General features: G+C 52.6%; 21 protein-coding genes and 1 tRNA gene. 21 read left to right on the plus strand and 1 reads right to left on the minus strand.

Annotated features, from left to right (window positions below; all coding sequences use genetic code 11):
* Positions 1–454: 454 nt before the first annotated feature.
* From pstC to BLP78_RS09060, 21 genes are all read left to right on the plus strand, one after another.
* Positions 455–1,399: a phosphate ABC transporter permease subunit PstC gene (gene pstC, locus BLP78_RS08960; protein ID WP_090458552.1), complete on the plus strand. Its 945-nt coding sequence runs from the start codon at positions 455–457 to the stop codon at positions 1,397–1,399.
* Between the two features lie 118 nt (positions 1,400–1,517).
* Positions 1,518–2,444: a phosphate ABC transporter permease PstA gene (gene pstA / locus BLP78_RS08965; protein ID WP_090458554.1), complete on the plus strand. Its 927-nt coding sequence runs from the start codon at positions 1,518–1,520 to the stop codon at positions 2,442–2,444.
* A complete protein-coding gene (gene pstB / locus BLP78_RS08970) occupies positions 2,438–3,247 on the plus strand; it encodes a phosphate ABC transporter ATP-binding protein PstB (protein WP_025042030.1) in 810 nt (269 codons plus the stop codon). Before pstA ends, pstB begins: the two co-directional genes overlap by 7 nt.
* 233 nt (positions 3,248–3,480) lie before the next feature.
* Complete coding sequence (gene tpiA, locus BLP78_RS08975) at positions 3,481–4,236, plus strand: triose-phosphate isomerase (protein ID WP_090458667.1); 756 nt, start codon at positions 3,481–3,483, stop codon at positions 4,234–4,236.
* Positions 4,237–4,254: 18 nt separating this feature from the next.
* Complete coding sequence (secG, locus tag BLP78_RS08980; protein ID WP_090458555.1) at positions 4,255–4,608, plus strand: preprotein translocase subunit SecG; 354 nt, start codon at positions 4,255–4,257, stop codon at positions 4,606–4,608.
* 81 nt (positions 4,609–4,689) lie between these two features.
* A tRNA-Leu gene (locus BLP78_RS08985) sits at positions 4,690–4,774 on the plus strand.
* 74 nt (positions 4,775–4,848) lie between these two features.
* On the plus strand, positions 4,849–5,205 hold the full coding sequence (locus BLP78_RS08990; protein WP_025042027.1) for an NADH-quinone oxidoreductase subunit A: 357 nt from the start codon (positions 4,849–4,851) through the stop codon (positions 5,203–5,205).
* Complete coding sequence (locus BLP78_RS08995; protein ID WP_348529549.1) at positions 5,206–5,688, plus strand: NuoB/complex I 20 kDa subunit family protein; 483 nt, start codon at positions 5,206–5,208, stop codon at positions 5,686–5,688.
* 7 nt (positions 5,689–5,695) lie between these two features.
* Positions 5,696–6,313 (plus strand): NADH-quinone oxidoreductase subunit C, encoded by a 618-nt coding sequence (locus BLP78_RS09000; RefSeq protein WP_090458557.1) that lies wholly within the window; start codon positions 5,696–5,698, stop codon positions 6,311–6,313.
* Positions 6,314–6,316: 3 nt separating this feature from the next.
* Positions 6,317–7,570: an NADH-quinone oxidoreductase subunit D gene (locus tag BLP78_RS09005; RefSeq protein ID WP_090458559.1), complete on the plus strand. Its 1,254-nt coding sequence runs from the start codon at positions 6,317–6,319 to the stop codon at positions 7,568–7,570.
* A 28-nt stretch (positions 7,571–7,598) separates the two neighbouring features.
* Positions 7,599–8,075 (plus strand): NADH-quinone oxidoreductase subunit NuoE, encoded by a 477-nt coding sequence (nuoE, locus tag BLP78_RS09010; protein WP_090458562.1) that lies wholly within the window; start codon positions 7,599–7,601, stop codon positions 8,073–8,075.
* Positions 8,072–9,349, plus strand: coding sequence for an NADH-quinone oxidoreductase subunit NuoF (gene nuoF, locus BLP78_RS09015; protein ID WP_090458564.1), 1,278 nt, complete (start codon positions 8,072–8,074; stop codon positions 9,347–9,349). Before nuoE ends, nuoF begins: the two co-directional genes overlap by 4 nt.
* An 82-nt stretch (positions 9,350–9,431) precedes the next feature.
* Positions 9,432–11,867 carry an NADH-quinone oxidoreductase subunit NuoG gene (gene nuoG / locus BLP78_RS09020; RefSeq protein ID WP_090458565.1) on the plus strand — a complete coding sequence of 812 codons (2,436 nt, stop codon included), beginning with the start codon at positions 9,432–9,434 and terminating at the stop codon, positions 11,865–11,867.
* Positions 11,868–11,889: 22 nt separating this feature from the next.
* Positions 11,890–12,990: an NADH-quinone oxidoreductase subunit NuoH gene (nuoH, locus tag BLP78_RS09025; protein WP_090458567.1), complete on the plus strand. Its 1,101-nt coding sequence runs from the start codon at positions 11,890–11,892 to the stop codon at positions 12,988–12,990.
* A 14-nt stretch (positions 12,991–13,004) separates the two neighbouring features.
* Positions 13,005–13,493, plus strand: coding sequence for an NADH-quinone oxidoreductase subunit NuoI (nuoI, locus tag BLP78_RS09030; protein ID WP_090458568.1), 489 nt, complete (start codon positions 13,005–13,007; stop codon positions 13,491–13,493).
* A gap of 165 nt (positions 13,494–13,658) precedes the next feature.
* Complete coding sequence (locus tag BLP78_RS09035; protein ID WP_025042017.1) at positions 13,659–14,264, plus strand: NADH-quinone oxidoreductase subunit J; 606 nt, start codon at positions 13,659–13,661, stop codon at positions 14,262–14,264.
* A 50-nt stretch (positions 14,265–14,314) separates the two neighbouring features.
* Positions 14,315–14,620, plus strand: a complete 306-nt coding sequence (nuoK, locus tag BLP78_RS09040) for an NADH-quinone oxidoreductase subunit NuoK (RefSeq protein WP_025042016.1) — start codon at positions 14,315–14,317, stop codon at positions 14,618–14,620.
* A gap of 60 nt (positions 14,621–14,680) precedes the next feature.
* Positions 14,681–16,636, plus strand: coding sequence for an NADH-quinone oxidoreductase subunit L (gene nuoL, locus BLP78_RS09045; RefSeq protein ID WP_090458570.1), 1,956 nt, complete (start codon positions 14,681–14,683; stop codon positions 16,634–16,636).
* A gap of 71 nt (positions 16,637–16,707) precedes the next feature.
* The gene (locus tag BLP78_RS09050) at positions 16,708–18,192 is read left to right on the plus strand and encodes an NADH-quinone oxidoreductase subunit M (protein ID WP_090458572.1); all 1,485 of its coding nucleotides are present in this window, start codon (positions 16,708–16,710) and stop codon (positions 18,190–18,192) included.
* Between the two features lie 42 nt (positions 18,193–18,234).
* The gene (gene nuoN / locus BLP78_RS09055; RefSeq protein ID WP_090458574.1) at positions 18,235–19,680 is read left to right on the plus strand and encodes an NADH-quinone oxidoreductase subunit NuoN; all 1,446 of its coding nucleotides are present in this window, start codon (positions 18,235–18,237) and stop codon (positions 19,678–19,680) included.
* A 488-nt stretch (positions 19,681–20,168) separates the two neighbouring features.
* Entirely contained in the window at positions 20,169–21,047 is an 879-nt protein-coding gene (locus BLP78_RS09060) for an EipA family protein (RefSeq protein ID WP_090458575.1), read from the plus strand.
* A 145-nt stretch (positions 21,048–21,192) separates the two neighbouring features.
* Here the strand turns inward: BLP78_RS09060 and BLP78_RS09065 are convergent, their stop codons facing one another.
* Entirely contained in the window at positions 21,193–22,308 is a 1,116-nt protein-coding gene (locus BLP78_RS09065) for a PQQ-dependent sugar dehydrogenase (RefSeq protein WP_090458577.1), read from the minus strand.
* Positions 22,309–22,515 lie beyond the last annotated feature (207 nt).

The raw sequence follows: 22,515 nt of genomic DNA on the forward strand, positions 1-22,515 counted from the left end.
CCCGAGACCGACTTGAACGAGAGCAAGAAACAGGGCAAACTGGTCCTCAAACCCGAAAAGAAGGATGACGACGAGGAGGATGAGGAGGAGTGAGTCGGATCACACCGGCTCCGGCTATAGCTACAGCATCTGGCACACCTCATCCATTCACCCGAACCGCTGTTTCCCGCGTTCACGCGAGGGAGCAGCGGTTTTACTTGTATCGAGCAATAGTGCCGCTTTCCCGGACAGGATTCGATGAAAGCCCGATAGGATTTCCGGGCTGGATGGTGATAACGCTCGGTGACAAATGAGCTGACAAACAGCTGAAAAATAAGCGGTCAATCGACTACCGGATTGAGGTTGAAATGGTGGAAAGGATTGCCGACGCCTTTTGGCACTGTTCCGATGTGTCACGAAACTGTAATATACCCATCGTAATATGTAGCCCTGCCCAAGGATCGCCCCTTTTAAAATGCAGTTGCCTGCGACAGCACACCCTCCCGACGAAATCACCCACCCCAAAAGACTCGGGTATAGCTATCGCCGTCATCTGGGCGAGCGCTTTATTGAAGTGCTACTGTTTCTGATGGCATTTGTTTCGGTCGCGATTACCGTTGCCATTGTGGTGATGCTGGTAAAGGAATCATTTGTATTTTTCGAACACGTCCCGCTTTGGAAATTTCTGACCGATACCCAATGGACGCCACTGTTTGACGATGCACATTACGGCATCCTCCCGCTCATATCCGGTACTGTGGTAAGTTCCGGCGTGGCGCTCCTGGTTGCCATCCCCCTGGGCACTATCACTGCCATATATCTTTCCGAATTCGCACCTTTTGCCGTACGTGAAGTTGCCAAGCCATTTCTCGAGTTGCTGGGCGGTGTTCCAACTGTCGTGTATGGTTATTTCGCATTACTATTCGTAACGCCCCTGCTACAGAAGATTTTTCCGGATTTGCCTGGTTTCAGTCTTCTTTCCGCCGGATTGGTGATGGGCATCATGATTATCCCCTATGTAAGCTCCATGGCTGAAGATGCCATGCGTTCCGTGCCCATGCATTTGCGGGAAGGCTCCTACGCGATGGGAGCCACGAAGTTCCAGACGGCGATAAGGGTGGTGATGCCTGCCGCGTTTTCGGGCATAGCCGCTGCTTATATACTTGGTATCTCCCGTGCTGTGGGTGAAACGATGGTGGTGGCGATAGCCGCCGGCATGCAACCCAATCTGACTTGGAATCCAATGGAACCCGCAGCTACCATTACCGCCTACATCGTACAGGTAAGCCTGGGTGACCTGCCTCACGGCAGCATTGGCTATCAAACTATTTTTGCCGCTGGTCTTACATTATTGCTATTGACATTGACGTTCAATATCATCGGGCATGTTCTGCGTAAGCGTTATCGCGAAGTGTATTAAAATCAGCGCGATTGCTGATCCTATTGCTACTTGACAAAATGACTCTTCCCTACCTTTCCGGCTGTTCAGTCTCGGGGCTTTCTGATGAGCATGCTTCGTTCTTTCCTGGAATCCCTGGATGAGAGACGATAAAGATCTGAGCGAAATCCGCACGATCATTGCACGCCATAAGCTGTGGGATTTGATTTTCATGATTGTCGGTGTGTTGGCACTGATGATTGCGGTACTTACATTCATGGCGTTATTCGCTCATATGCTTATTGAGGGGATGCCGCGTTTGTCCTGGGATTTTTTTACTTCCTTCCCATCCCGCCGCCCCGGGTCGGCGGGTATACTTTCCGCCTGGGTTGGCACCATTCTGGTCATGCTGGTGACCGCGATGGCGGCCGTGCCGATGGGTATCGGCGCTGGAATTTATCTGGAAGAGTATGCGTCCAAAAATATTATTACCGAGATCATTGAAATCAACGTTACCAACCTCGCCGGCGTTCCGTCCATTATTTACGGGCTGCTGGCATTAGGTCTGTTTGTACATCAATTCGGGTTTGGCCAAAGCATTCTTTCAGCTGGCCTCGCGTTGGCGTTGCTGATCTTGCCGGTAGTCATCGTGGCGACGCGGGAGGCCATACGCGCCATTCCACTGGTCATCCGGGAGGGTGCTTATGCTCTCGGGGCGACCAAATGGCAGACGGTGTCTGATCATCTGCTTCCTTATTCCGCTGCCGGTATTTTAACTGGCGTTATTATCGGTCTGGCTCGTGCAATTGGGGAAACCGCGCCGATCATCACCATTGGGGCGTTGACATTTATCGCGTTTTTGCCGCCATCTCCCATTAAAGATGAATTCCCTTTTCTATCTTTCGATTGGCTGATGGCCCCGTTCACGGTGATGCCCATCCAGATGTTCAATTGGGTCTCCCGGCCTGAGGAAGAGTTTCAGGCCAATGCGGCAGCCGCGGGGCTGGTACTGGTGGTGATGACCCTTGCCATGAATGCGATAGCCATCTATCTGCGCTATCGTATGCGCAAGAACCTGAAATGGTAGAAAATTCAGCGGTCGAGCATCTCGGATTGGATGCCGCGCCTGTTCGGTACAAATCTGAAGTCAGAAACCTGAGTTTTTATTATGGCGCCTTCTCCGCGCTTAAAAACATTAACATGGTGTTGCATGAAAAGCAGGTAACCGCATTGATCGGCCCATCGGGATGCGGTAAATCCACCTTTCTGCGCTGTTTCAACCGTATGCACGATCTCTACCCCGGCAATCGTTATGTGGGCGATATTATTCTGCATCCGGACAACGTCAATATTCTTTCGCGTAGCGTGGATCCGATTGAAGTACGGATGCGCATCAGCATGGTATTTCAGAAACCCAATCCGTTTCCCAAATCCATCTACGAGAACGTTGCGTATGGCTTGCGCGTGCGAGGTGTCCGGCAGCGTGCCATACTGGACGAGAAAGTTGAAGAAGCGTTGCGCGGCGCCGCGCTTTGGGGTGAAGTAAAAGATCGTTTGAATCAGCTTGCCTACAACCTTTCGGGCGGCCAGCAGCAACGTTTGTGCATTGCCCGCGCACTTGCAACCGATCCCGAAATCCTGCTATTCGACGAGCCCACTTCTGCACTTGACCCAATTGCCACAGCCAACATAGAAGAGCTCATTGCCGATCTGAAGGATAAGGTTACGATCCTTATCGTGACGCACAATATGCAGCAGGCGGCACGCGTATCGGACTACACCGCTTATATGTATTTGGGCGAGCTTATCGAGTTCGACGTTACTGACACGATTTTCATCAAACCAAAAAACAAGCAGACGGAAGATTACATTACGGGACGTTTCGGATAGATCGGGAATGGGTCTATCAGTCGCTTTTGCCGTATGACCGATAACTGCGGCCTCGCGCACCTATGAACAGCCGCCATGGTGCGCCCTCATTTTATTCTTTCCGCCTCATCCGTGCCGTTTTCGCAAATTTCTTGCTTTTGTACCCTGTGATATTGTTCGCCTCGTGATTGACCCCGTATGCATTCACGGGTAACATTCGCAGCTTTCCAGTTCAAAGGCGGGTTCCTATGGCTATGCGTTCAAAGTTGGTTGTGGGTAACTGGAAAATGCATGGCGGGACGGTGCAGAACCGGGATTTGCTGAATGCGGTGATCGCTGGAACCGAAGGGATGAACGGGACCAGTTTGGCCGTGTGTGTGCCTTATCCTTATCTGTCGCAGGCACAATCGATATTGCAGGCGACGCATGTTCGCTGGGGCGCCCAGAACGTGAGCCAATATGACAAGGGCGCTTACACGGGTGAAGTTTCAGCGGCTATGCTGATGGATTTCGGCTGCCGCTACGTAATCGTGGGTCACTCGGAACGGCGAGCCTTGTATGGTGAGGATAGCCATACCGTGGCACTCAAGTTTCGGGCGGCTCAGTCGGTTGGCTTGACACCCGTTTTATGCGTTGGCGAAACCCTTGATCAGCGTGAAGCTGCCATTACCGAGCAAGTTGTGGCGGAGCAACTGGATGCAATAATCGAATTGGTGGGTATTGATGCGCTTGCCAAGTCGGTACTGGCTTATGAGCCGGTATGGGCCATCGGTACAGGTAAAACGGCTACGCCGGAGCAGGCCCAGGAAGTACATGCGTTTATTCGCGGTAGAATTGCCGCCAATAATTCCGAAGTGGCCACTGGTCTACAGATTCTTTATGGCGGTAGCGCAAAGGCGAATAATGCCGCTGAGCTATTCGCCATGCCCGACATCGATGGTGGGTTGATCGGCGGCGCATCGCTTGTTGCCGACGAATTCATCGCCATCTGCGACGCGGCAAAAAATTAACTCATTTTGGAGTAGGTTTTGGAAACAATCATCTGGATACTGCACCTCTTGTCGGCTGTCAGCGTAATCGTGCTGGTTCTGCTGCAACACGGTAAGGGTGCCGATATGGGTGCTGCGTTTGGCAGCGGCTCATCAGGAAGTTTGTTTGGCGCCAGCGGTTCAGCAAATTTCCTCAGCAGGACAACCGGCGTGTTGGCAGCGGTTTTTTTTATTACCAGCCTCGGGCTTACCTATCTTTCCAGCCATAAGACCGAAGCGGGTGGGGTCATGGATAAAGCGATCCCGGCTCGATCAGTCAAGCCGGTCGAGGAGGCTCCGGTAAAGCCCGTGGATGAAGGAGTGCCTTCCAAGGCGATCGAAATCCCGGAATAATTTTAATGATGAGCTAATTGAACAATTGGCTGAAATTGGGTTCTAATCAGGTTAGGCTTTAGATTAGGGCTCAAGCAGGCTGCCGACGTGGTGAAATTGGTAGACACGCCGTCTTGAGGGGGCGGTGGCGAAAGCTGTGCGAGTTCGAGTCTCGCCGTCGGCACCATCTGATGTAATAAGGCTGAGAATCAGGCCAGGCATATGAAGGCTACCTGTTCCGGTCCTAACTTTTGATTACATATGCTTGAAAATTACTTTCCCATTCTGCTATTTATCCTGATTGGCCTTGTTGTCGGCATTCTGGCGATGACGCTTGGCTGGTTGTTTGCGCCCAATCGTCCGGACAGCGAGAAACTGTCTCCCTATGAATGCGGCTTCGAAGCTTTTGAAGATGCGCGCATGAAATTCGACGTGCGTTATTATCTCGTGGCCATCCTGTTCATCCTGTTCGATCTGGAGATCGCATTCCTGTTTCCATGGGCGGTGGTATTGAATGAGATTGGTCTATTCGGTTTTATCGCAATGATGGTTTTTCTCGGCATTCTTGTTGTTGGCTTTATTTACGAATGGAACAAAGGTGCGTTGGAGTGGGATTAGATGATGAGCGCTAACAACGGTGCGATGGAAAAGGGTTTTGTTACCACAAGCCTGGATTCGGTTATCAATTGGGGGCGTACCGGATCGATGTGGCCGATGACCTTCGGTCTTGCGTGCTGTGCGGTGGAAATGATGCAGGCCGGGGCCTCACGTTACGATCTCGACCGGTTCGGTATCGTATTCCGCCCAAGTCCCCGTCAATCGGACGTAATGATCGTTGCGGGTACGTTGTGCAATAAAATGGCGCCTGCACTGCGTAAGGTGTACGACCAGATGGCGGAGCCCCGCTGGGTAATCTCCATGGGTTCCTGCGCCAACGGCGGTGGTTATTATCATTACTCCTACTCCGTCGTTCGCGGTTGCGACCGGATTGTGCCGGTCGATATCTATGTTCCCGGTTGCCCACCGACAGCGGAAGCTCTGCTCTACGGCATTATTCAGCTGCAGAATAAGATACACCGCACCAATACCATCGCGCGCTGAGTCATATATGTCGTCCTCTCGTTTGGAAACGCTCTCTCTTCGCCTCAAGGATGTGTTGGCCGATAAACTTGTCAGCGCCAGCGAGCGATTAGGCGAGCTCACCATTTCGGTGCGTCAGGCGGACTTGTTGTGGACGATGGAAACGCTGCGCGATCATCCCGAGCTGGATTTTGAAATGCTCATTGATCTGTGTGGCATGGACTATTCAACCTATGGTGCGGAATTTGGCTCCACAAGCGACCGGATGGATAAACGGTTTGCTGCCATCTATCATTTGCTTTCCATCAGGCATAACCACAGATTGAGAATCAGGATATTCGCCGATGACGATGAATTTCCGGTATTGGATTCGGTAATAAATATATGGCCATCGGTAAACTGGTTTGAGCGTGAGGCATTCGATCTGTACGGCATCGTTTTCACGGGTCATCCGGATTTGCGGCGTATTCTCACCGACTACGGTTTTATCGGCAGTCCGTTTCGCAAGGATTTTCCCCTGAGCGGAAATGTCGAGATGCGCTACGACCCCGACCAGCAACGCGTGATCTATCAGCCCGTCAGTATAGAGCCGCGCCAGATAGTACCGCGAGTCATCCGCGAAGAGCATTACGGAGAGAGCGAGTGAAGCATGGCTGAGATACGTAACTACACCATGAACTTCGGCCCCCAGCATCCTGCGGCGCATGGCGTGCTGCGCCTGGTGCTGGAGCTGGACGGCGAAGTCGTTCAACGGGCGGATCCGCACATCGGGCTTCTTCATCGCGCGACCGAAAAGCTGGCTGAATATAAGACTTATATTCAATCGGTGCCGTATATGGATCGGCTGGATTACGTCTCCATGATGTGCAATGAACACGCCTACGTGATGGCTATCGAGAAACTGCTTCAGCTCGAGGTGCCCGCGCGTGCGCAATATATTCGCGTGATGTTCGATGAAATTACCCGAATACTCAACCATCTTTTATGGCTGGGCGCTCATGCGCTGGACGTGGGTGCGATGACGGTGTTTCTCTATGCTTTCCGCGACCGGGAAGACCTGATGGATTGTTACGAAGCGGTTTCGGGAGCCAGACTGCACGCGGCTTATTACCGTCCCGGTGGCGTCTATCGAGATCTTCCGGAATCCATGGCGCAGTACAAGGCATCGAAAATCCATGACGAAAAAAGCACCAGGGTGCTCAATGAAAATCGTAGCGGTTCGTTGCTGGATTTTATCGAAGACTTTACCAACCGGTTTCCTACCTATGTGGATGAGTATGAAACTTTGCTTACCGACAACCGGATCTGGAAACAGCGACTCGTTGGAATTGGTGTAGTCTCGCCGGAGCGTGCCAAAGCGTTGGGCTTTACCGGTCCGATGCTGCGGGGTTCCGGTGTGGAATGGGATTTGCGGAAAAAACAGCCGTATGAAGTTTATGACCGCATGGATTTTGACATACCGGTAGGGGTCAACGGCGATTGCTATGATCGCTACCTGGTCCGAATCGAGGAATTCCGCCAGTCCAACCGCATCATCAAGCAATGTGTCGATTGGCTGCGCAAGAACCCGGGCCCGGTAATAACCGATAACCATAAGGTTGCGCCGCCCGCCCGCGTTGAAATGAAACAGAATATGGAAGAATTGATCCATCATTTCAAGCTTTTTACCGAGGGCTTCCACGTGCCGCCGGGCGAAACCTACGCGGCGATCGAACATCCTAAAGGCGAATTCGGTATTTATCTGGTTTCGGATGGCGCCAATATGCCTTATCGCCTGAAAATCCGCGCACCGGGCTTTGCCCATCTGGCAGCGCTGGATGAAATGGCGCGCGAGCATATGATCGCCGACGTTGTAGCCATCATCGGGACGCAGGACATTGTATTTGGCGAAATAGACAGATGACATCACAGACAGTTAAACAGTTATCAAGATGTTAAGCGCCGAGTCCATAAAAAAAATCGACCACGAGCTTACCAAGTATCCCTCCGATCAAAAACAATCGGCGGTGATGTCGGCGCTTGCCATCGCCCAGGATGAGAAAGGGTGGCTTGCTACCGAAACAATGGACTTCGTCGCCCGTTATCTTGGAATGCCACCGATTGCGGTATATGAAGTGGCGACGTTTTACAACATGTACAATTTGCAGCCGCTGGGAAAATGCAAGATCACTATTTGCACGAATCTTCCTTGCGCTCTGTCCGGTGCCAATGAAGCGGTAGCGCATATCCAGAAAAAACTGGGCATTGGTTTCAATGAAACGAGTGTCGACGGAAAATTCACGCTGAAAGAAGGCGAATGTATGGGGGCGTGCGGGGATGCGCCCGTGCTGCTGGTCAATAACAAACGCATGTGCAGTTTCATGTCCGACGATATGATCGATCAATTGCTGGAGGAGTTGAGCAAATGACCCAGACTACGCAGATACTGCTGGCCGGGGTGCATCCATCCGATCCTGACAACTGGCGGCTCCGGAGCTATGAGCAGCGCGAGGGTTATGCCGCGCTGAGAAAAATTCTGAACGAAAAGATACCGCCTGAAAAAGTCATCGAGGAAGTCAAGAAATCGGCCCTGCGCGGCCGCGGCGGTGCGGGTTTTCCGACCGGACTGAAATGGAGCTTCATGCCCAAGCAGTACGAGGGCGACAAGTACCTGGTGTGCAATTCGGATGAAGGTGAACCGGGCACCTTCAAGGATCGCGACATCATGCGTCACAACCCGCACATCCTGATCGAAGGCATGATGATCGGTGCCTATGCGATGGGCATCAAGACCGGTTACAACTATATCCATGGCGAAATATGGGACACCTACGAGCGCATGGAAGAGGCGGTGGATGAAGCGCGAGAGGCGGGATTGCTGGGGAATAATATTCTCGGTTCCGATTTCAGTTTCCAGTTATACAACCATCATGGTTACGGCGCCTATATCTGCGGCGAGGAAACGGCGCTGCTGGAGTCTTTGGAGGGCAAGAAAGGCCAGCCGCGCTTCAAGCCGCCATTTCCCGCAAGCTTCGGCCTCTATGGCAAGCCTACCACCATCAACAACACCGAGACATTTGCCTCGGTGCCCTGGATCATTCGCAACGGGGGCGAAAAGTTTTTACAGCTGGGTAAGCCCAACAACGGCGGCACCAAGATTTTCTCCGTTTCCGGCCATGTCAACAAGCCGGGCAATTACGAGGTGCCCATGGGTACGCCATTCGCAACATTGCTGGAGATGGCGGGCGGCATGCGGGGCGGGCGGAAGCTGAAGGGTTGTATTCCCGGTGGCTCATCCATGCCGGTGTTGCCGGGCGATATCATGATGCAGACGGACATGGATTATGACTCCATTGCCAAGGCAGGATCCATGCTGGGCTCGGGTGCGGTCATCATCATGGATGACACGACCTGCATGGTGAAGGCGCTGGAGCGGCTGTCATACTTCTATTTTGAAGAATCCTGCGGCCAATGCACGCCTTGCCGGGAAGGCACTGGCTGGCTCTATCGTGTCGTGCATCGTATCGAAACCGGCAAGGGGCGGATGGAGGATCTCGATCTGCTCAATAATGTTGCCGATAATATCCAGGGACGCACCATTTGCGCATTGGGTGATGCCGCCGCCATGCCGGTGCGAGCCATGATTCAGCATTTTCGCGACGAGTTTGCCTACCATATCGAGCACAAGAAATGTCTGGTATAGCCCGGTTGGGGAATGGCATGGATGAAGGCGATGAGCTCATCTTTCTGCATCTACTCGTTAAGCCGAGCGGAGTATCTATCCCATGATCAATTTCGAAATCGACGGTAAACCGGTATCCGTGCCCAAGAATGGCACCGTCATGGACGGCGCCAATCAGCTGGGTATATACATTCCTCATTTCTGCTATCACAAGAAGCTTTCCATTGCCGCCAATTGCCGCATGTGCCTGGTGCAAGTGGAGAAAGCGCCCAAGCCCTTGCCCGCTTGCGCGACCCCTGCGATGGAAGGCATGAAGGTTTCAACCCACTCCGGACAGGCGGTGACAGCGCAAAAAGGCGTGATGGAGTTCCTGCTCATCAATCATCCGCTGGATTGCCCCATTTGCGACCAGGGCGGTGAATGCCAATTGCAAGACCTGGCGGTGGGCTATGGCGCGAGTTCGTCACGCTACACGGAGGCCAAGCGGGTAGTGGCGAATAAAAATCTGGGTCCGCTGATTTCCACCGATATGACCCGCTGTATCCATTGCACCCGTTGCGTACGCTTCGGCCAGGAAATTGCAGGCATCATGGAGTTGGGCATGGCGGGCCGCGGTGAGCATGCCGAGATCCTGTCGTTTGTGGGAAGCACGGTGGACTCGGAGTTGTCGGGCAACATGATCGATCTTTGCCCGGTAGGGGCGCTGGTCAGTAAGCCATTCCGCTATTCCGCACGCACCTGGGAGTTATCTCGCAGGAAATCCGTGAGTCCGCACTGCGGCCTCGGCTCCAACCTGGTGGTCCAGGTGAAACAGAACCGTGTGATGCGGGTATTGCCGCGCGAAAATGAGGCAATCAACGAGTGTTGGCTATCGGATAAAGATCGTTTCTCCTATGAGGGATTAAACTCGGAAGAGCGTCTACGCAAGCCGATGATAAGGCGCGGCGACCATTGGCAGGAATGCGACTGGCAGACCGCGCTTGAATTCGCGGCCAATGAGTTGAAAGCCGCAAAAGAAAAATATGGAGCGCAGAGTATCGGTGCGCTGGGTTCTCCTCACAGCACGCTGGAGGAACTCTACCTGCTTCAGAAGCTGGCTAGAGGACTGGGCAGCGGGAATGTGGATCACCGTCTGCGCCAATCCGACTTTCGTGCGGATCGTTCGCAGGGGATTCCCTGGCTCGGGATGAGCATCGCGGAAGTTTCCCAACTGAAGTCAGCGCTTATCATTGGCAGCACCCTGCGCAAGGATCACCCGTTGCTCGCGCAGCGTTTGCGCCAGTCGGTAAAGCAGGGTGCGCAATTGAACCTGATCAATCCGGTGGACGATGATCTATTTACCAGCATAGCGAATCGCGCTATCGTCGCGCCCGCTGCAATGGCAGCGATGCTGGCGCAGGTCCTCAAAGCCGCAGCCGAGTCGACCGGAGAGAAAATTCCTGCCAAGGTAGAAAATGCGCTGGCGGCAATCAGCGTCAGCGATACCGCGCGTGCGATGGCTACAAGCCTCATCAATAACAAGCCCGCGGCAATATTCCTCGGCAACCTGGCTCAACATCATCCGCAATATACGGATATTCATACGCTGGCACAGCATCTCGCGCAAATTACCGACGCGCGATTCGGTGTATTAGGCGAGGCCGCCAACAGTGTCGGTGCTTATATTGCCGGCGCAATTCCGGCCAATGATGCGCCGGCAGGGTCAGCTGACGCTCAATCGGGAATGGGAAGCCTGAATGCTTCGCAAATGCTGGGGATGAGCGTTGGCGGCCCTGCAGCCATCAAGGCCGAACCGTGCCGGGCTTACATCCTGATGAACCTGGAACCGGAGCTGGATAGCTACGACCCTCGGCAAGCCGTGAAAACGCTGGAAGCGGCGGAGCTGGTTGTGATGATAACCGCATACAAAAGCCATGCCATCCTTCAGGGAAAGTATGCCGATGTATTGCTTCCCGGCGCGCCGTTCACCGAAACGTCGGGTACGTTCATCAATATCGAGGGCCGGGTGCAAAGCTTTAATGGCGTGGTGGCGCCGCTCGGGGAAACGCGTCCAGCCTGGAAGATCTTGCGGGTGTTGGGCAATATGCTGGAGGTCGATGGTTTTGATTATGAAACGCCCGAGCAAGTGCGTGCGGAGATCCTGTCTGGCTCAAGCGACGTCAGCGCTCGTTTGGATAATCATCTGAAGAGTTTTTCCCTGGATGACATTGGGTCGTCAGGCGAATCGACCGGCAGCGGAATACAGCGTATCGGAGAGGTACCGATATACCAGGCCGATCCCATCGTGCGGCGTGCCGAGTCGCTGCAGCGCACGCGCGACGCAGCCGCACCGGTGGCATGGATGCCGGGTGATCTCATGGGCAGGCTTGGCATACAAGACGGAGACAATGTCAGGCTGAGACAGGGAGAAGGCGAGCTCGAGCTGCCCGCAGCCCGGGACGATAAATTGCCTGCCAATTGCGTGCGCCTGGCTTCCGCTCATCCTCTGACTGCAGCGTTAGGCGGCATGTTCGGCGAAATCGCGGTGGAAAAATTGTGATGGAAGAAGTCAGGGTAATTTGATGGAATACGCACAACAATTATTCGGGAATTTTTTCGGTCCGGAGTGGGGCCCAGCCTTGTACGTCGTGGCGAAGGACGTGCTGTTGATTTTCGCCATCGTGCTGCCATTGCTGCTCGCCGTCGCTTACCTTACTTTTGCTGAGCGCAAGATTATCGCCTTCATGCAGATGCGTGTCGGCCCCAACCGGGTGACATTCTTTGGCATTCCCTGGCTGGGCGGTTGGGCACAGCCCATTGCTGACGCGGTTAAGGCAGTGATGAAAGAAATCATCATTCCCAGCGGTGCAAACAAGGTTCTGTTTGTGCTCGCGCCGGTGTTGACATTCGCACCCGCATTGGCAGCCTGGGCGGTAGTGCCATTTTCTCCGGAGGTGGTGTTGGCGGACATCAATGCAGGGTTGCTTTACATTTTGGCCATGACTTCCATGGGCGTTTATGGGGTTATCATTGCGGGTTGGGCGTCCAACTCCAAATATGCGTTCCTCGGCGCGATGCGCTCCGCGGCGCAGGTAGTATCGTATGAGCTGGCCATGGGTTTTGCATTGGTCTGTGTACTGATGATGTCGCAGAGCCTGAATCTCGGGGACATCGTCATGGGTCAGCAGGGTGGCAGTTTACTTAATTGGTACTTCATTCCCTTGTTTCCCATGTTTCTGGTGTATTTTATTTCCGGTGTCGCGGAAACCAATCGCGCACCTTTCGATGTGGCCGAGGGTGAGTCTGAAATTGTAGCCGGGTTCCATGTCGAGTATTCCGGCATGGCTTTCACGGTATTTTTTCTGGCGGAATACTCCAATATGATTCTGGTGGCTACCCTCGCCGCTATCATATTTTTGGGTGGCTGGCTGCCGCCGGTCAATATTGCGCCATTTACGCTGATTCCCGGTTTCATATGGCTCCTATTGAAAATAGGATCTTTATTGTTTTGTTTTCTCTGGTTCCGCGCCACGTTTCCTCGCTACCGCTATGATCAGATTATGCGCCTGGGCTGGAAAGTGTTCATTCCGATTACGCTTGTCTGGATACTGGTGATAGGTTTGGTGATGCAATTCCCGCCGTCGATCCGGAACGTGTTTCCCCTTAATTTGTGGTTCCACTGAGAGAGGAGAAAGCCATGAATCGTATCAAGGATTTTTTCCGTACCTTCCTGTTGTTCGAACTGCTCAAGGGGATGATGCTAACCGGGAGATATATGTTCGCGCGTAAAATCACCGTGCACTTCCCGGAGGAGAAAACACCCCAGTCTCCCAGGTTCAGGGGTTTGCATGCGCTCAGACGATATCCAAACGGGGAAGAACGTTGTATCGCCTGCAAGCTGTGTGAGGCGGTGTGTCCGGCACTGGCGATTACGATAGAATCCGAGCAGCGCGATGACGGCACGCGCCGAACCACGCGGTATGACATAGACCTGACAAAATGCATATTTTGCGGTTTTTGCGAGGAATCCTGTCCCGTGGATTCCATTGTCGAGACCCGTATCCTGGAGTACCACGGAGAGAAACGCGGAGATCTGATTTATACCAAGCAGATGCTCCTGGCGGTTGGGGACCGGTATGAGGAGCAGATAGCGAAGGATAGGGCAGCGGATGCGAGCTACCGGTAAATCTTGTGGTGACATTCACGGGGCCATTTTTCAAGTCATATTTTGGAGATGCGGATTGTCCGTTTCATTTCACACCCCCTCGTTGGAAAAAATGAAAAGAGGGGGCTTTGTCTCGTTAACCTGCGTGAGTTCGCTCTATAGCTTCGAATTGACAGAAATGCCCATATGAGTTTTCCGGATATAATTTTTTATTTTTTTTCGGTGGTACTGGTGGCATCCGCCCTCGGCGTCATCACCGCACGCAACCCTGTACATTCCGCATTGCTATTGGTGCTGGCTTTTTTTACTTCCGCGGGGTTGTGGTTGTTGCTGGAGGCGGAGTTTCTCGCCATCACGCTGGTATTGGTGTATGTCGGTGCAGTCATGGTGCTGTTCCTGTTTGTCGTGATGATGCTGGATATCAATCTTGATTACCTGCGCGAAGGATTCTGGAAATGGTTTCCGTTTGGGGCATTCCTCGCATTGGTGATGGCAATCGAGATGGCCGCAGTATTGATGGGCAAGCAGTTCGGTGCCGATCAAATGCCGGCGCCGCCGGCGCGCGCTGCGGATTACAGTAATACCAAAGAGTTGGGACGCTTGATTTACACGGAATACGTTTATGCGTTCGAACTGGCGGCTGTCATTCTGCTGGTGGCGATAGTGGCCGCTATCGCACTGACGCTGAGGCAGCGTACCGGCACCAAATCGATGGATGTGGCAAAGCAGGTAGCGGTGAAGCGCGAAGACCGGATCCGTATGGTGTCGATGCCATCCGAAAAGAAAGAATAAAATTAATTTACATGGTTGTGTTTTGACGTTGTCCTGAAAGGGGGCGCAGTTTGGTTTCGTTATCCCATTACCTGGTTCTCGGTGCGATCCTGTTTGCCATCAGCATTGTCGGTATTTTCCTCAACAGGAAAAATGTAATCATCCTGTTGATGGCGATCGAACTGATGCTGCTGGCCGTAAACATGAACTTTGTCGCATTCTCGTATTATCTCCAGGACACGGCAGGGCAGATTTTCGTGTTTTTCATCCTTACGGTGGCCGCGGCAGAATCCGCCATTGGCCTGGCGATTCTGGTGGTGCTGTTCCGTAGTCTGCACACCATCAATGTGGACGACCTGGACAAACTTAAAGGGTAATTTTGCGAGTGGGAAACCGGTTCAGGTGTTTGGTGATTCAAAAAATAAAAACTGAATTTCATGACTGAGATGCAAAAATTATATCTATTGGCGCCCCTGGCGCCTCTGGCAGGTGCTCTTATCGCCGGGTTGTTCGGTCGCCTGATCGGTCCAACCTGGAGCCATCGTATTACGATTGCCCTGATGCTCGTCTGCGTCGCCGCGTCCGTTACCATCTTTCTGGATGTGATGAAGGGGAATATCTATGACGGAGCCGTTTATACCTGGGTGACGTCCGGCGATACGCGCTTTGAAATCGGCTTCCTGATCGATCAGCTCTCCGCCACGATGATGGTTGTGGTGAGTTTTGTTTCCTTGATGGTGCATATTTATACCATTGGCTATATGCACGAGGATCCCGGTTATCAGCGTTTTTTCAGCTACATCTCGCTCTTCACGTTCTCCATGCTGATGCTGGTGATGTCCAACAACTTTCTCCAGCTTTTCTTTGGATGGGAAGCGGTAGGACTCGTTTCTTATCTGCTTATCGGGTTCTGGCATACACGTCCAACGGCAATTTATGCCAACCTGAAAGCTTTCATGGTTAATCGCGTCGGGGATTTTGGTTTTCTTCTCGGCATTGCTCTGGTACTGATGTATTTCGGCACACTGGACTATGCGGCTGTATTCGCCCAGGCTCCACAGGCCGCGACGCAGACAATCGAGATCATTCCAGGCGCATCATGGGAATTGTTGTCTGCCATCTGTATTCTGCTCTTCGTCGGCGCAATGGGTAAATCCGCACAGTTTCCGTTACATGTGTGGCTGCCGGATTCGATGGAAGGTCCAACACCTATTTCCGCATTGATTCATGCCGCCACGATGGTGACGGCAGGAATTTTCATGGTGGCGCGCATGTCGCCGCTATTTGAGTTAACTGAAACAGCATTGTCAGTGATGCTGGTGATCGGCGGCATTACGACGCTATTCATGGCAATGGTGGCAATTGTGCAGACCGACATCAAGCGTGTCGTGGCGTATTCGACCCTATCACAATTGGGTTACATGACCATGGCGCTCGGCGCATCGGCTTACTCGGCAGGCGTTTTCCACCTGCTGACCCATGCCTTTTTCAAGGCCGTATTATTTTTGGGCGCGGGTTCCGTAATTATTGCCATGCATCACGAGCAGGATATGCGGAAAATGGGCGGCCTGAAGAAATATATGCCCGTTACGTACTGGACCATGTTCATCGCTGCGCTGGCAAGCGCAGGCGTGCCTGGTTTATCCGGCTTTTTCTCCAAGGATTCCATCATCGAAGCATTACACTTCACCACGATCCCTGGTGCCGGCTTCGCCTATTTCTGTGGGGTAACAACGGTATTCGTCACCGCGTTTTACACCTTCCGTCTGCTTTTCATGACGTTCCATGGCAAGCCGCGAATGGATCATCACACCGAAGAGCATCTGCGTGAATCGCCCTGGGTCGTGACGCTACCGCTCATTGTCCTTGCCATACCTTCCATCGGAGCAGGCTGGCTCATCGGTCCCATCCTGTTCGGGAATTATTTTGGCAGCACCATACAAATCATGCCGCAGCACGAGGCAATGGCAAAAATGTCGCTGGAATATCATGGCATATTGGCAATGATGACCCATGCCCTAACGACCATACCATTCTGGCTTTCTGTCGGCGGAATCGTGACGGCATGGTATTTTTACCTGGTGAGAACCGATTTGCCAGGGAAAATAAAAAGCGCTGCCGGGCCGTTTTCCATACTGCTCGAGCGTAAATATTTCATTGACGAATTCTATTCCTGGTTCTTTGCGGGCGGTGCGCGGGGGCTTGGCAAGGGATTATGGAAATTCGGCGATGTAAAAGTGATTGACGGATTTTTCGTCAACGGCACGGCGCGGGTGGTAGCCGGAACCGCAGTGCTGATGCGCCGCTTCCAGTCCGGTTATATCTACCATTACGCATTCACCATGATCGTTGGCGTATTTGTATTGATGAGCTTCTGGTTGTCCGGGTCATAAAATAACAAAATATTATTGAGGGTTTTCGGCCCCTTCATCCGCTGCGCGCTAATGGATAAAATGGAATAAACATGCTGTTCGGTCTTCCCCTGTTAAGCTTGATCATTTGGCTGCCTATTCTTGCCGGCGTTGGTGTGCTCGCCACCGGCGGCGACCGTAATGCGCAACTGGCAAGATGGATTGCCCTCATCGGATCAGTTGCGGGGTTGCTGGTTGCGATACCGCTTTATACACAGTTTGATCCGCTGTCGAACGGCATGCAGTTCGTCGAATATAGCCTCTGGATCGAGCGCTTCAATATTCATTACCATCTCGGCGTAGATGGCATTGCCATGCCATTGATTCTGCTCAACTGCTTTACGACCCCACTGGTAGTAATGGCGGGGTGGCAGGTGATAAGTAAACGCGTATCTCAATATATGGCCGCGTTTCTCATCATGTCCGGCATCGTCAACGGTGTGTTCTCGTCGCTTGATGCGATTTTGTTCTATGTTTTCTGGGAAGCGTCGCTGATTCCGATGTTTCTGATCATCGGTGTCTGGGGAGGACCCAACCGCGTCTATGCGTCCATCAAGTTTTTTCTTTATACGCTGCTCGGTTCGCTGTTGATGCTGGTGGCATTCATTTACCTCTATCAGGTTTCCGGAGGCAGCTTTTCAATACTTGATTATCACCAGCTGCCGTTGCCGCTTATGCCGCAAATCCTGATATTTATCGCTTTCACGCTGGCGTTTGCGGTAAAAGTGCCGATGTGGCCGGTTCACACCTGGCTACCAGATGCCCACGTGGAAGCGCCTACGGGAGGTTCGGTTGTACTGGCGGCAATTCTGCTGAAAATGGGCGGTTATGGTTTCCTGCGTTTTTCGCTGCCGATCGTGCCGGATGCAAGCCAATATCTCGCCGGCATGATGATCGCATTATCGCTGATTGCGATCGTCTATATCGGCCTCGTCGCACTGATACAGGCGGACATGAAAAAGCTCATCGCTTATTCATCTGTTGCGCATATGGGATTTGTCACGCTTGGCTTTTTCCTGTTCAACGCCTATGGATTGGAAGGCGCGATGGTGCAGATGATTTCGCACGGTTTTATTTCCGCTGCGATGTTTCTATGCATAGGGGTTATGTACGACCGGCTGCATTCGCGCCAGATAGCCGACTACGGCGGGTTGGCCAGTAGAATGCCGGTATTCGCCGCATTTTTCATGCTCTTTGCGATGGCGAATACGGGATTGCCCGGTACCAGCGGTTTCGTCGGGGAATTCATGGTCATCATGGGCGCCATGAAGGTGAACTTCTGGTATGCATTTTTCGCAGCTACCACGCTGATCACCGGAGCGGCTTATACGCTCTGGATGTATAAACGCGTCATATTCGGCGCAATCGTACATCCCGCCGTGGAAGAGATGAAGGATATCGGTGGTCGGGAGATCCTGATATTAGCAATTCTAGCTGTTGCGGTACTGGGAATGGGTCTCTATCCATTGCCATTGATGGAAGTGATGCATACCACGGTCGATGATTTGCTTGTGCATGTCGGACGCAGCAAATTGTAGTGTAAATAAAGTGGCCTGCTTGTTGCTTGTTTGAGGATGATAATGAATTTTACGCAGCCTGATTTCGCACCCGCCTATCCAGAGATTTTTCTACTGGGTATGGTATGCGTGGTGCTATTGGCCGATCTTGCGTGGGGCGAAAAAAAACCCTATATCGCATACTTGCTTGCGCAGATTGCGTTGCTCGGTTGCGTGCTTATCTCGTTCGTCACCTCCGCTCCCGGCGTCGTCTATACCTTCTCCGGCATGTTTGTCGACGACGCGATGGCGGATATACTGAAGATACTGGTGTATATCACCGTATCCGCGGTGCTGGTGTATTCGCGAAGTTATATTGCCGTACGCGGCATGCTCAGCGGGGAGTTTTTCAGTCTGGCGCTATTTGCAACGCTGGGCATGATGGTCATGATCTCCGCCAGTCACTTCCTGACCCTTTATCTGGGGCTGGAGCTCCAGTCATTATCGCTCTATGCCATGGTGGCGTTGAGACGTAATTCGCCTGGATCTACCGAGGCGGCAATCAAATTTTTCGTCTTGGGAGCGCTGGCTTCGGGTTTCCTGCTGTATGGCATGTCCATGATATATGGCTCGACAGGTTCCCTGAATATTATTCGCGTAACCGAAGTAATACAGTCAGGCGTAATCAATCATGCCGTCCTGGTGGTGGGGCTTGTATTCATTGTCGCCGGCATCAGTTTCAAGCTGAGCGCGGTGCCGTTTCATATGTGGGTTCCCGATGTCTACGAGGGCGCACCGACAGCCGTGGTGTTGTTTATCGGTTCGGCGCCCAAATTGGCCGGGTTCGGCTTCGTCATGCGCTTGCTGGCGGAGGGAATGGGGGGGATGTCGGCGGATTGGCAGGGAATGCTCATTATTCTCGCCGTTATGTCCATGGTTGTCGGCAATTTTGCCGCCATTGCCCAGACCAACATCAAGCGTATGCTCGCGTATTCGACCATTTCGCACATGGGGTTCGTGTTGCTTGGCATCCTCGCTGCGGATGAAAATGGCTACAGCGCGGCAATGTTTTATGTTGTGGTATATGTGCTGATGACGCTGGGTACATTTGGCATAATCATGCTCTTGTCGCGCGAAGGATTCGAGGCTGAAAAGCTTGATGACTTCAAGGGGCTCAACCGGCGCAACCCATGGTATGCGTTTATGATGCTGCTGCTGATGTTCTCGATGGCCGGCATTCCTCCGACGGTGGGCATTTATGCCAAGCTGTCGGTCTTGCAGGCAGTATTGAGTGCAGGTTACATCTGGTTGGCAGTGGTGGCGGTACTTCTTTCGCTGGTCGGCGTGTTTTATTATTTGCGCATCGTTAAACTGATGTACTTCGATGAACCTGAAACCGATGTACTCATTGTGCCGCAGAACGACGTCAAGGTGCTGATAAGCGCAAACGGACTGGCAATGCTCGGATTCGGGCTTTTTCCTCAGGTGCTGATTGCTTTGTGTGCTTACGCCATTCAACAGTCAATGTAGTGCGCCAAAGCCTGGGTCTCCCAGCGGTTCGTTGTCCGATAGGTCCATGTAGGGGATGGCGGACCAGGCGCCATTGATCTTACCTGGAATGCTGCATATCAGGCCGAGCTGAGGCGTATCGGAGGGAACCGGCATGCATCGGGAAGATGCCTCATCAGTAAGACAAAATCGCAAGAATACCTGCCTGGCAGCCTGTCGGACTTAAAGGAAATCGGCTGCAAAAGCGTCTGGCGGGTTCATGTTTTTCTGCTTTTTTAGCCAATAGAATAGCTATTGGCCTTCAAAACCCTCAAAATCTCCCTCATCCAGTCACTTTTTCGCTGCGATTCTTTAAGTCCAACAGGCTGTTAGACAGCCCAGCTCACTTTCCCTTTACCAGATTCGACTTGACCTGTATCTCGGCAGCAGCTATATATGGAATGTACTGCGAATGTTTGATTCTTCCGGAATAACCATATCGGCAAAACCCCGTACAGAGGAGCGTGCAAATGAAAATGAAATGGATCTTGGGACTCGTAACGGCAGTTATTTTTAGTTTGGGACCGATCGGGGCTCAGGCCGAGGAAAGCTTCCCCGATGCAACCCTTAAACTGCGGGTAAATTCGTTCGCACTCGCTTTTGGTTTTAGTTGGGGCAGCGGTACGTTAACCTATCGGGGGATGGACTACCCGGTCGACATCCAGGGATTTTCGTTTCTAGACATTGGCGCATCCAGGATTGATGCAGTCGGAAGGGTATATAACCTGAACAATATAGACGACTTCAATGGCAATTATGCGGGTGTCGACGGCGGATTGACGATAGCCGGCGGCGCCAATGCCGCCGCACTGAGAAATGAGAACGGGGTGAATGTCGTGTTTGTCTCTACATCCAGGGGCCTGGAGTTCAACCTCGGCTTCAGCAGCGTGATCATGAAGATAAATCCACGTGAAACAGTGGCCGCAGCCCCCGCACCTGCTCCCGCCCCGGCAGAGGTGCCTGTAAAAGTGCGCTTCGCCACCGACGAGTTATTCGATTTCAATAAAGCCGTCCTGAAACCTGGCTCATCGCGCTATCAACTGGATGAATTTGCGGCCAAGCTAAAGACGTTTTCTTATGATTCGATCAGTATCGTCGGTTATACCGACCGACTTGGTTCTGACGGATATAACAATCACCTTTCCCGGGTTCGAGCTGAAGTAGTCAGGAACTATCTGGTAACGAAAGGAGTGGATTCCGACAAAATCCGGATTGAAGGCAGGGGTAAAGCCGATCCAATAACCGGCAACACGTGTCAGGGCGGTGAGAGAACCGAGGCATTGATCGCATGCCTGCAACCCGACCGCCGTGTCGAAGTCCAGGTGAACGGCATACGGCAAACGAATTAGATCCGAGTTGGGTGGAATGAAGCGCTCCGCTTGCTTGCAGGCAGTTTTTTGCGTTCCACCCTCAGCCCGGATCCAGGGGCGCGAGCGTTACGTTGGCGCGGAGCCAGTCAGCCAATCACCCCCTGGAGCGATTGGCTCGTGACCCCTACGGTTTCTTGTAGCTGATGCGATAAATGGCGCCCGCAAAATCATCTGAAACCAGTAGTGCGCCGTCTGGCATAACCAGCACATCCACCGGTCTTCCCCAAGCATTTTCCTTTTCCAGCCAGCCCTCAGCAAACACTTCCTGTTTCACGACCTTATTGTTCTTCAGTTTCACCACTCTGAGGCGATAGCCAATCTTGTTGCGACGGTTCCAGGAGCCATGCTCCGCAACGAAAATATTATTCCTGTATTCCGGCGGAAACATTTTGCCCGTGTAGAAACGCATGCCTAGCGCTGCAACATGCGGCTCGAAGTTGGCTGCCGGGGGAGTTAGCTTGTTGCAATCGCGCTTTGCACCATATTTTGGATCTGGAGTATCGCTTCCATAACAGTATGGGTAACCAAAATGCATGCCTTTTGCGGGCGCACGGTTGAGTTCGTCCGGCGGCAGATTATCGCCCAGCCAGTCACGGCCGTTATCTGTGAACCATAAATCCTTTGTTCCAGGGTGCCAGTCGAAACCCACCGTATTCCTCACGCCGTTGGCGAAGACCTCGTAGCCCGAGCCGTCGGGCTTGATGCGCGAGATCAATGCGAAACGCGCCGGATCGGGCTCACAAGCATTGCACGGTGCCCCGACCGCGACATAAAGCAGGTTATCGGGTCCGAAAGCGATGAATCTGCCGCCATGGTGCTTCTCATTCGGAAAGTTGTCTGTTATCACCGTCGGCTTCGCCGGTTTATCCAGATTTTCCTCGATATCATCGAATCGTAAAATTCGGTCGACAGCAGAGGCATATAGCGCGCCATCCCGAAACGCCACTCCTAAGGGAAGGTCAAGCCCGCTGGCGATGGTTGTCACCTTGCGTGTACCGTCAGCTTCCGTGACGGCATAGACCTTCCCTGCCGAGGTGGAGCCAGCGAATACAGTGCCCTTTTTTCCCAATGCCAACCCCCGCGCATTGGGTACCTCTGCCCACAACTCGATTGAAAAGCCGGCAGGTAGTTTAATTTTATCCAGCGGAAGCGGGCGAGCCTGGTCTTGCGCGGCGACAGGTAAAACACAACAGAACATGCAAAAGACGAGACAACGGACGAAAGTTTTTATGATGCACATGACTGGACCCTGGACTGTAAATCAAAATGGATTAATAGGAAGCAAATCACGCATTGAACCTAAATCCGGCAGTTGACCGCTCATTTAATATATCAGTGTTATGATTAATAACAACATTTCATATTATTTGACGCTCACCTTCCGGGTGAGGCCGCTACGGGGCGAATTGCACAGTTTTTGGGGCACATGGCTACGTTGCAACTCCTT

It is taken from the genome of Nitrosospira sp. Nsp1 (assembly GCF_900100985.1).
GTDB lineage: Bacteria > Pseudomonadota > Gammaproteobacteria > Burkholderiales > Nitrosomonadaceae > Nitrosospira.

Coding starts and splice junctions, on each gene's coding strand:
- BLP78_RS09005 (WP_090458559.1), top strand. CDS start 6,317: ATGGCTGAGATACGTAACTACACCATGAACTTCGGCCCCCAGCATCCT.
- BLP78_RS09060 (WP_090458575.1), top strand. CDS start 20,169: ATGAAAATGAAATGGATCTTGGGACTCGTAACGGCAGTTATTTTTAGT.
- BLP78_RS09065 (WP_090458577.1), bottom strand. CDS start 22,308: ATGTGCATCATAAAAACTTTCGTCCGTTGTCTCGTCTTTTGCATGTTC.
- pstC (WP_090458552.1), top strand. CDS start 455: ATGCAGTTGCCTGCGACAGCACACCCTCCCGACGAAATCACCCACCCC.
- nuoF (WP_090458564.1), top strand. CDS start 8,072: ATGACCCAGACTACGCAGATACTGCTGGCCGGGGTGCATCCATCCGAT.
- nuoE (WP_090458562.1), top strand. CDS start 7,599: ATGTTAAGCGCCGAGTCCATAAAAAAAATCGACCACGAGCTTACCAAG.
- nuoH (WP_090458567.1), top strand. CDS start 11,890: ATGGAATACGCACAACAATTATTCGGGAATTTTTTCGGTCCGGAGTGG.
- nuoL (WP_090458570.1), top strand. CDS start 14,681: ATGACTGAGATGCAAAAATTATATCTATTGGCGCCCCTGGCGCCTCTG.
- nuoG (WP_090458565.1), top strand. CDS start 9,432: ATGATCAATTTCGAAATCGACGGTAAACCGGTATCCGTGCCCAAGAAT.
- BLP78_RS08995 (WP_348529549.1), top strand. CDS start 5,206: ATGATGAGCGCTAACAACGGTGCGATGGAAAAGGGTTTTGTTACCACA.
- nuoI (WP_090458568.1), top strand. CDS start 13,005: ATGAATCGTATCAAGGATTTTTTCCGTACCTTCCTGTTGTTCGAACTG.
- BLP78_RS08990 (WP_025042027.1), top strand. CDS start 4,849: ATGCTTGAAAATTACTTTCCCATTCTGCTATTTATCCTGATTGGCCTT.
- nuoN (WP_090458574.1), top strand. CDS start 18,235: ATGAATTTTACGCAGCCTGATTTCGCACCCGCCTATCCAGAGATTTTT.
- tpiA (WP_090458667.1), top strand. CDS start 3,481: ATGCGTTCAAAGTTGGTTGTGGGTAACTGGAAAATGCATGGCGGGACG.
- BLP78_RS09050 (WP_090458572.1), top strand. CDS start 16,708: ATGCTGTTCGGTCTTCCCCTGTTAAGCTTGATCATTTGGCTGCCTATT.
- pstB (WP_025042030.1), top strand. CDS start 2,438: ATGGTAGAAAATTCAGCGGTCGAGCATCTCGGATTGGATGCCGCGCCT.
- BLP78_RS09000 (WP_090458557.1), top strand. CDS start 5,696: ATGTCGTCCTCTCGTTTGGAAACGCTCTCTCTTCGCCTCAAGGATGTG.
- BLP78_RS09035 (WP_025042017.1), top strand. CDS start 13,659: ATGAGTTTTCCGGATATAATTTTTTATTTTTTTTCGGTGGTACTGGTG.
- pstA (WP_090458554.1), top strand. CDS start 1,518: ATGAGAGACGATAAAGATCTGAGCGAAATCCGCACGATCATTGCACGC.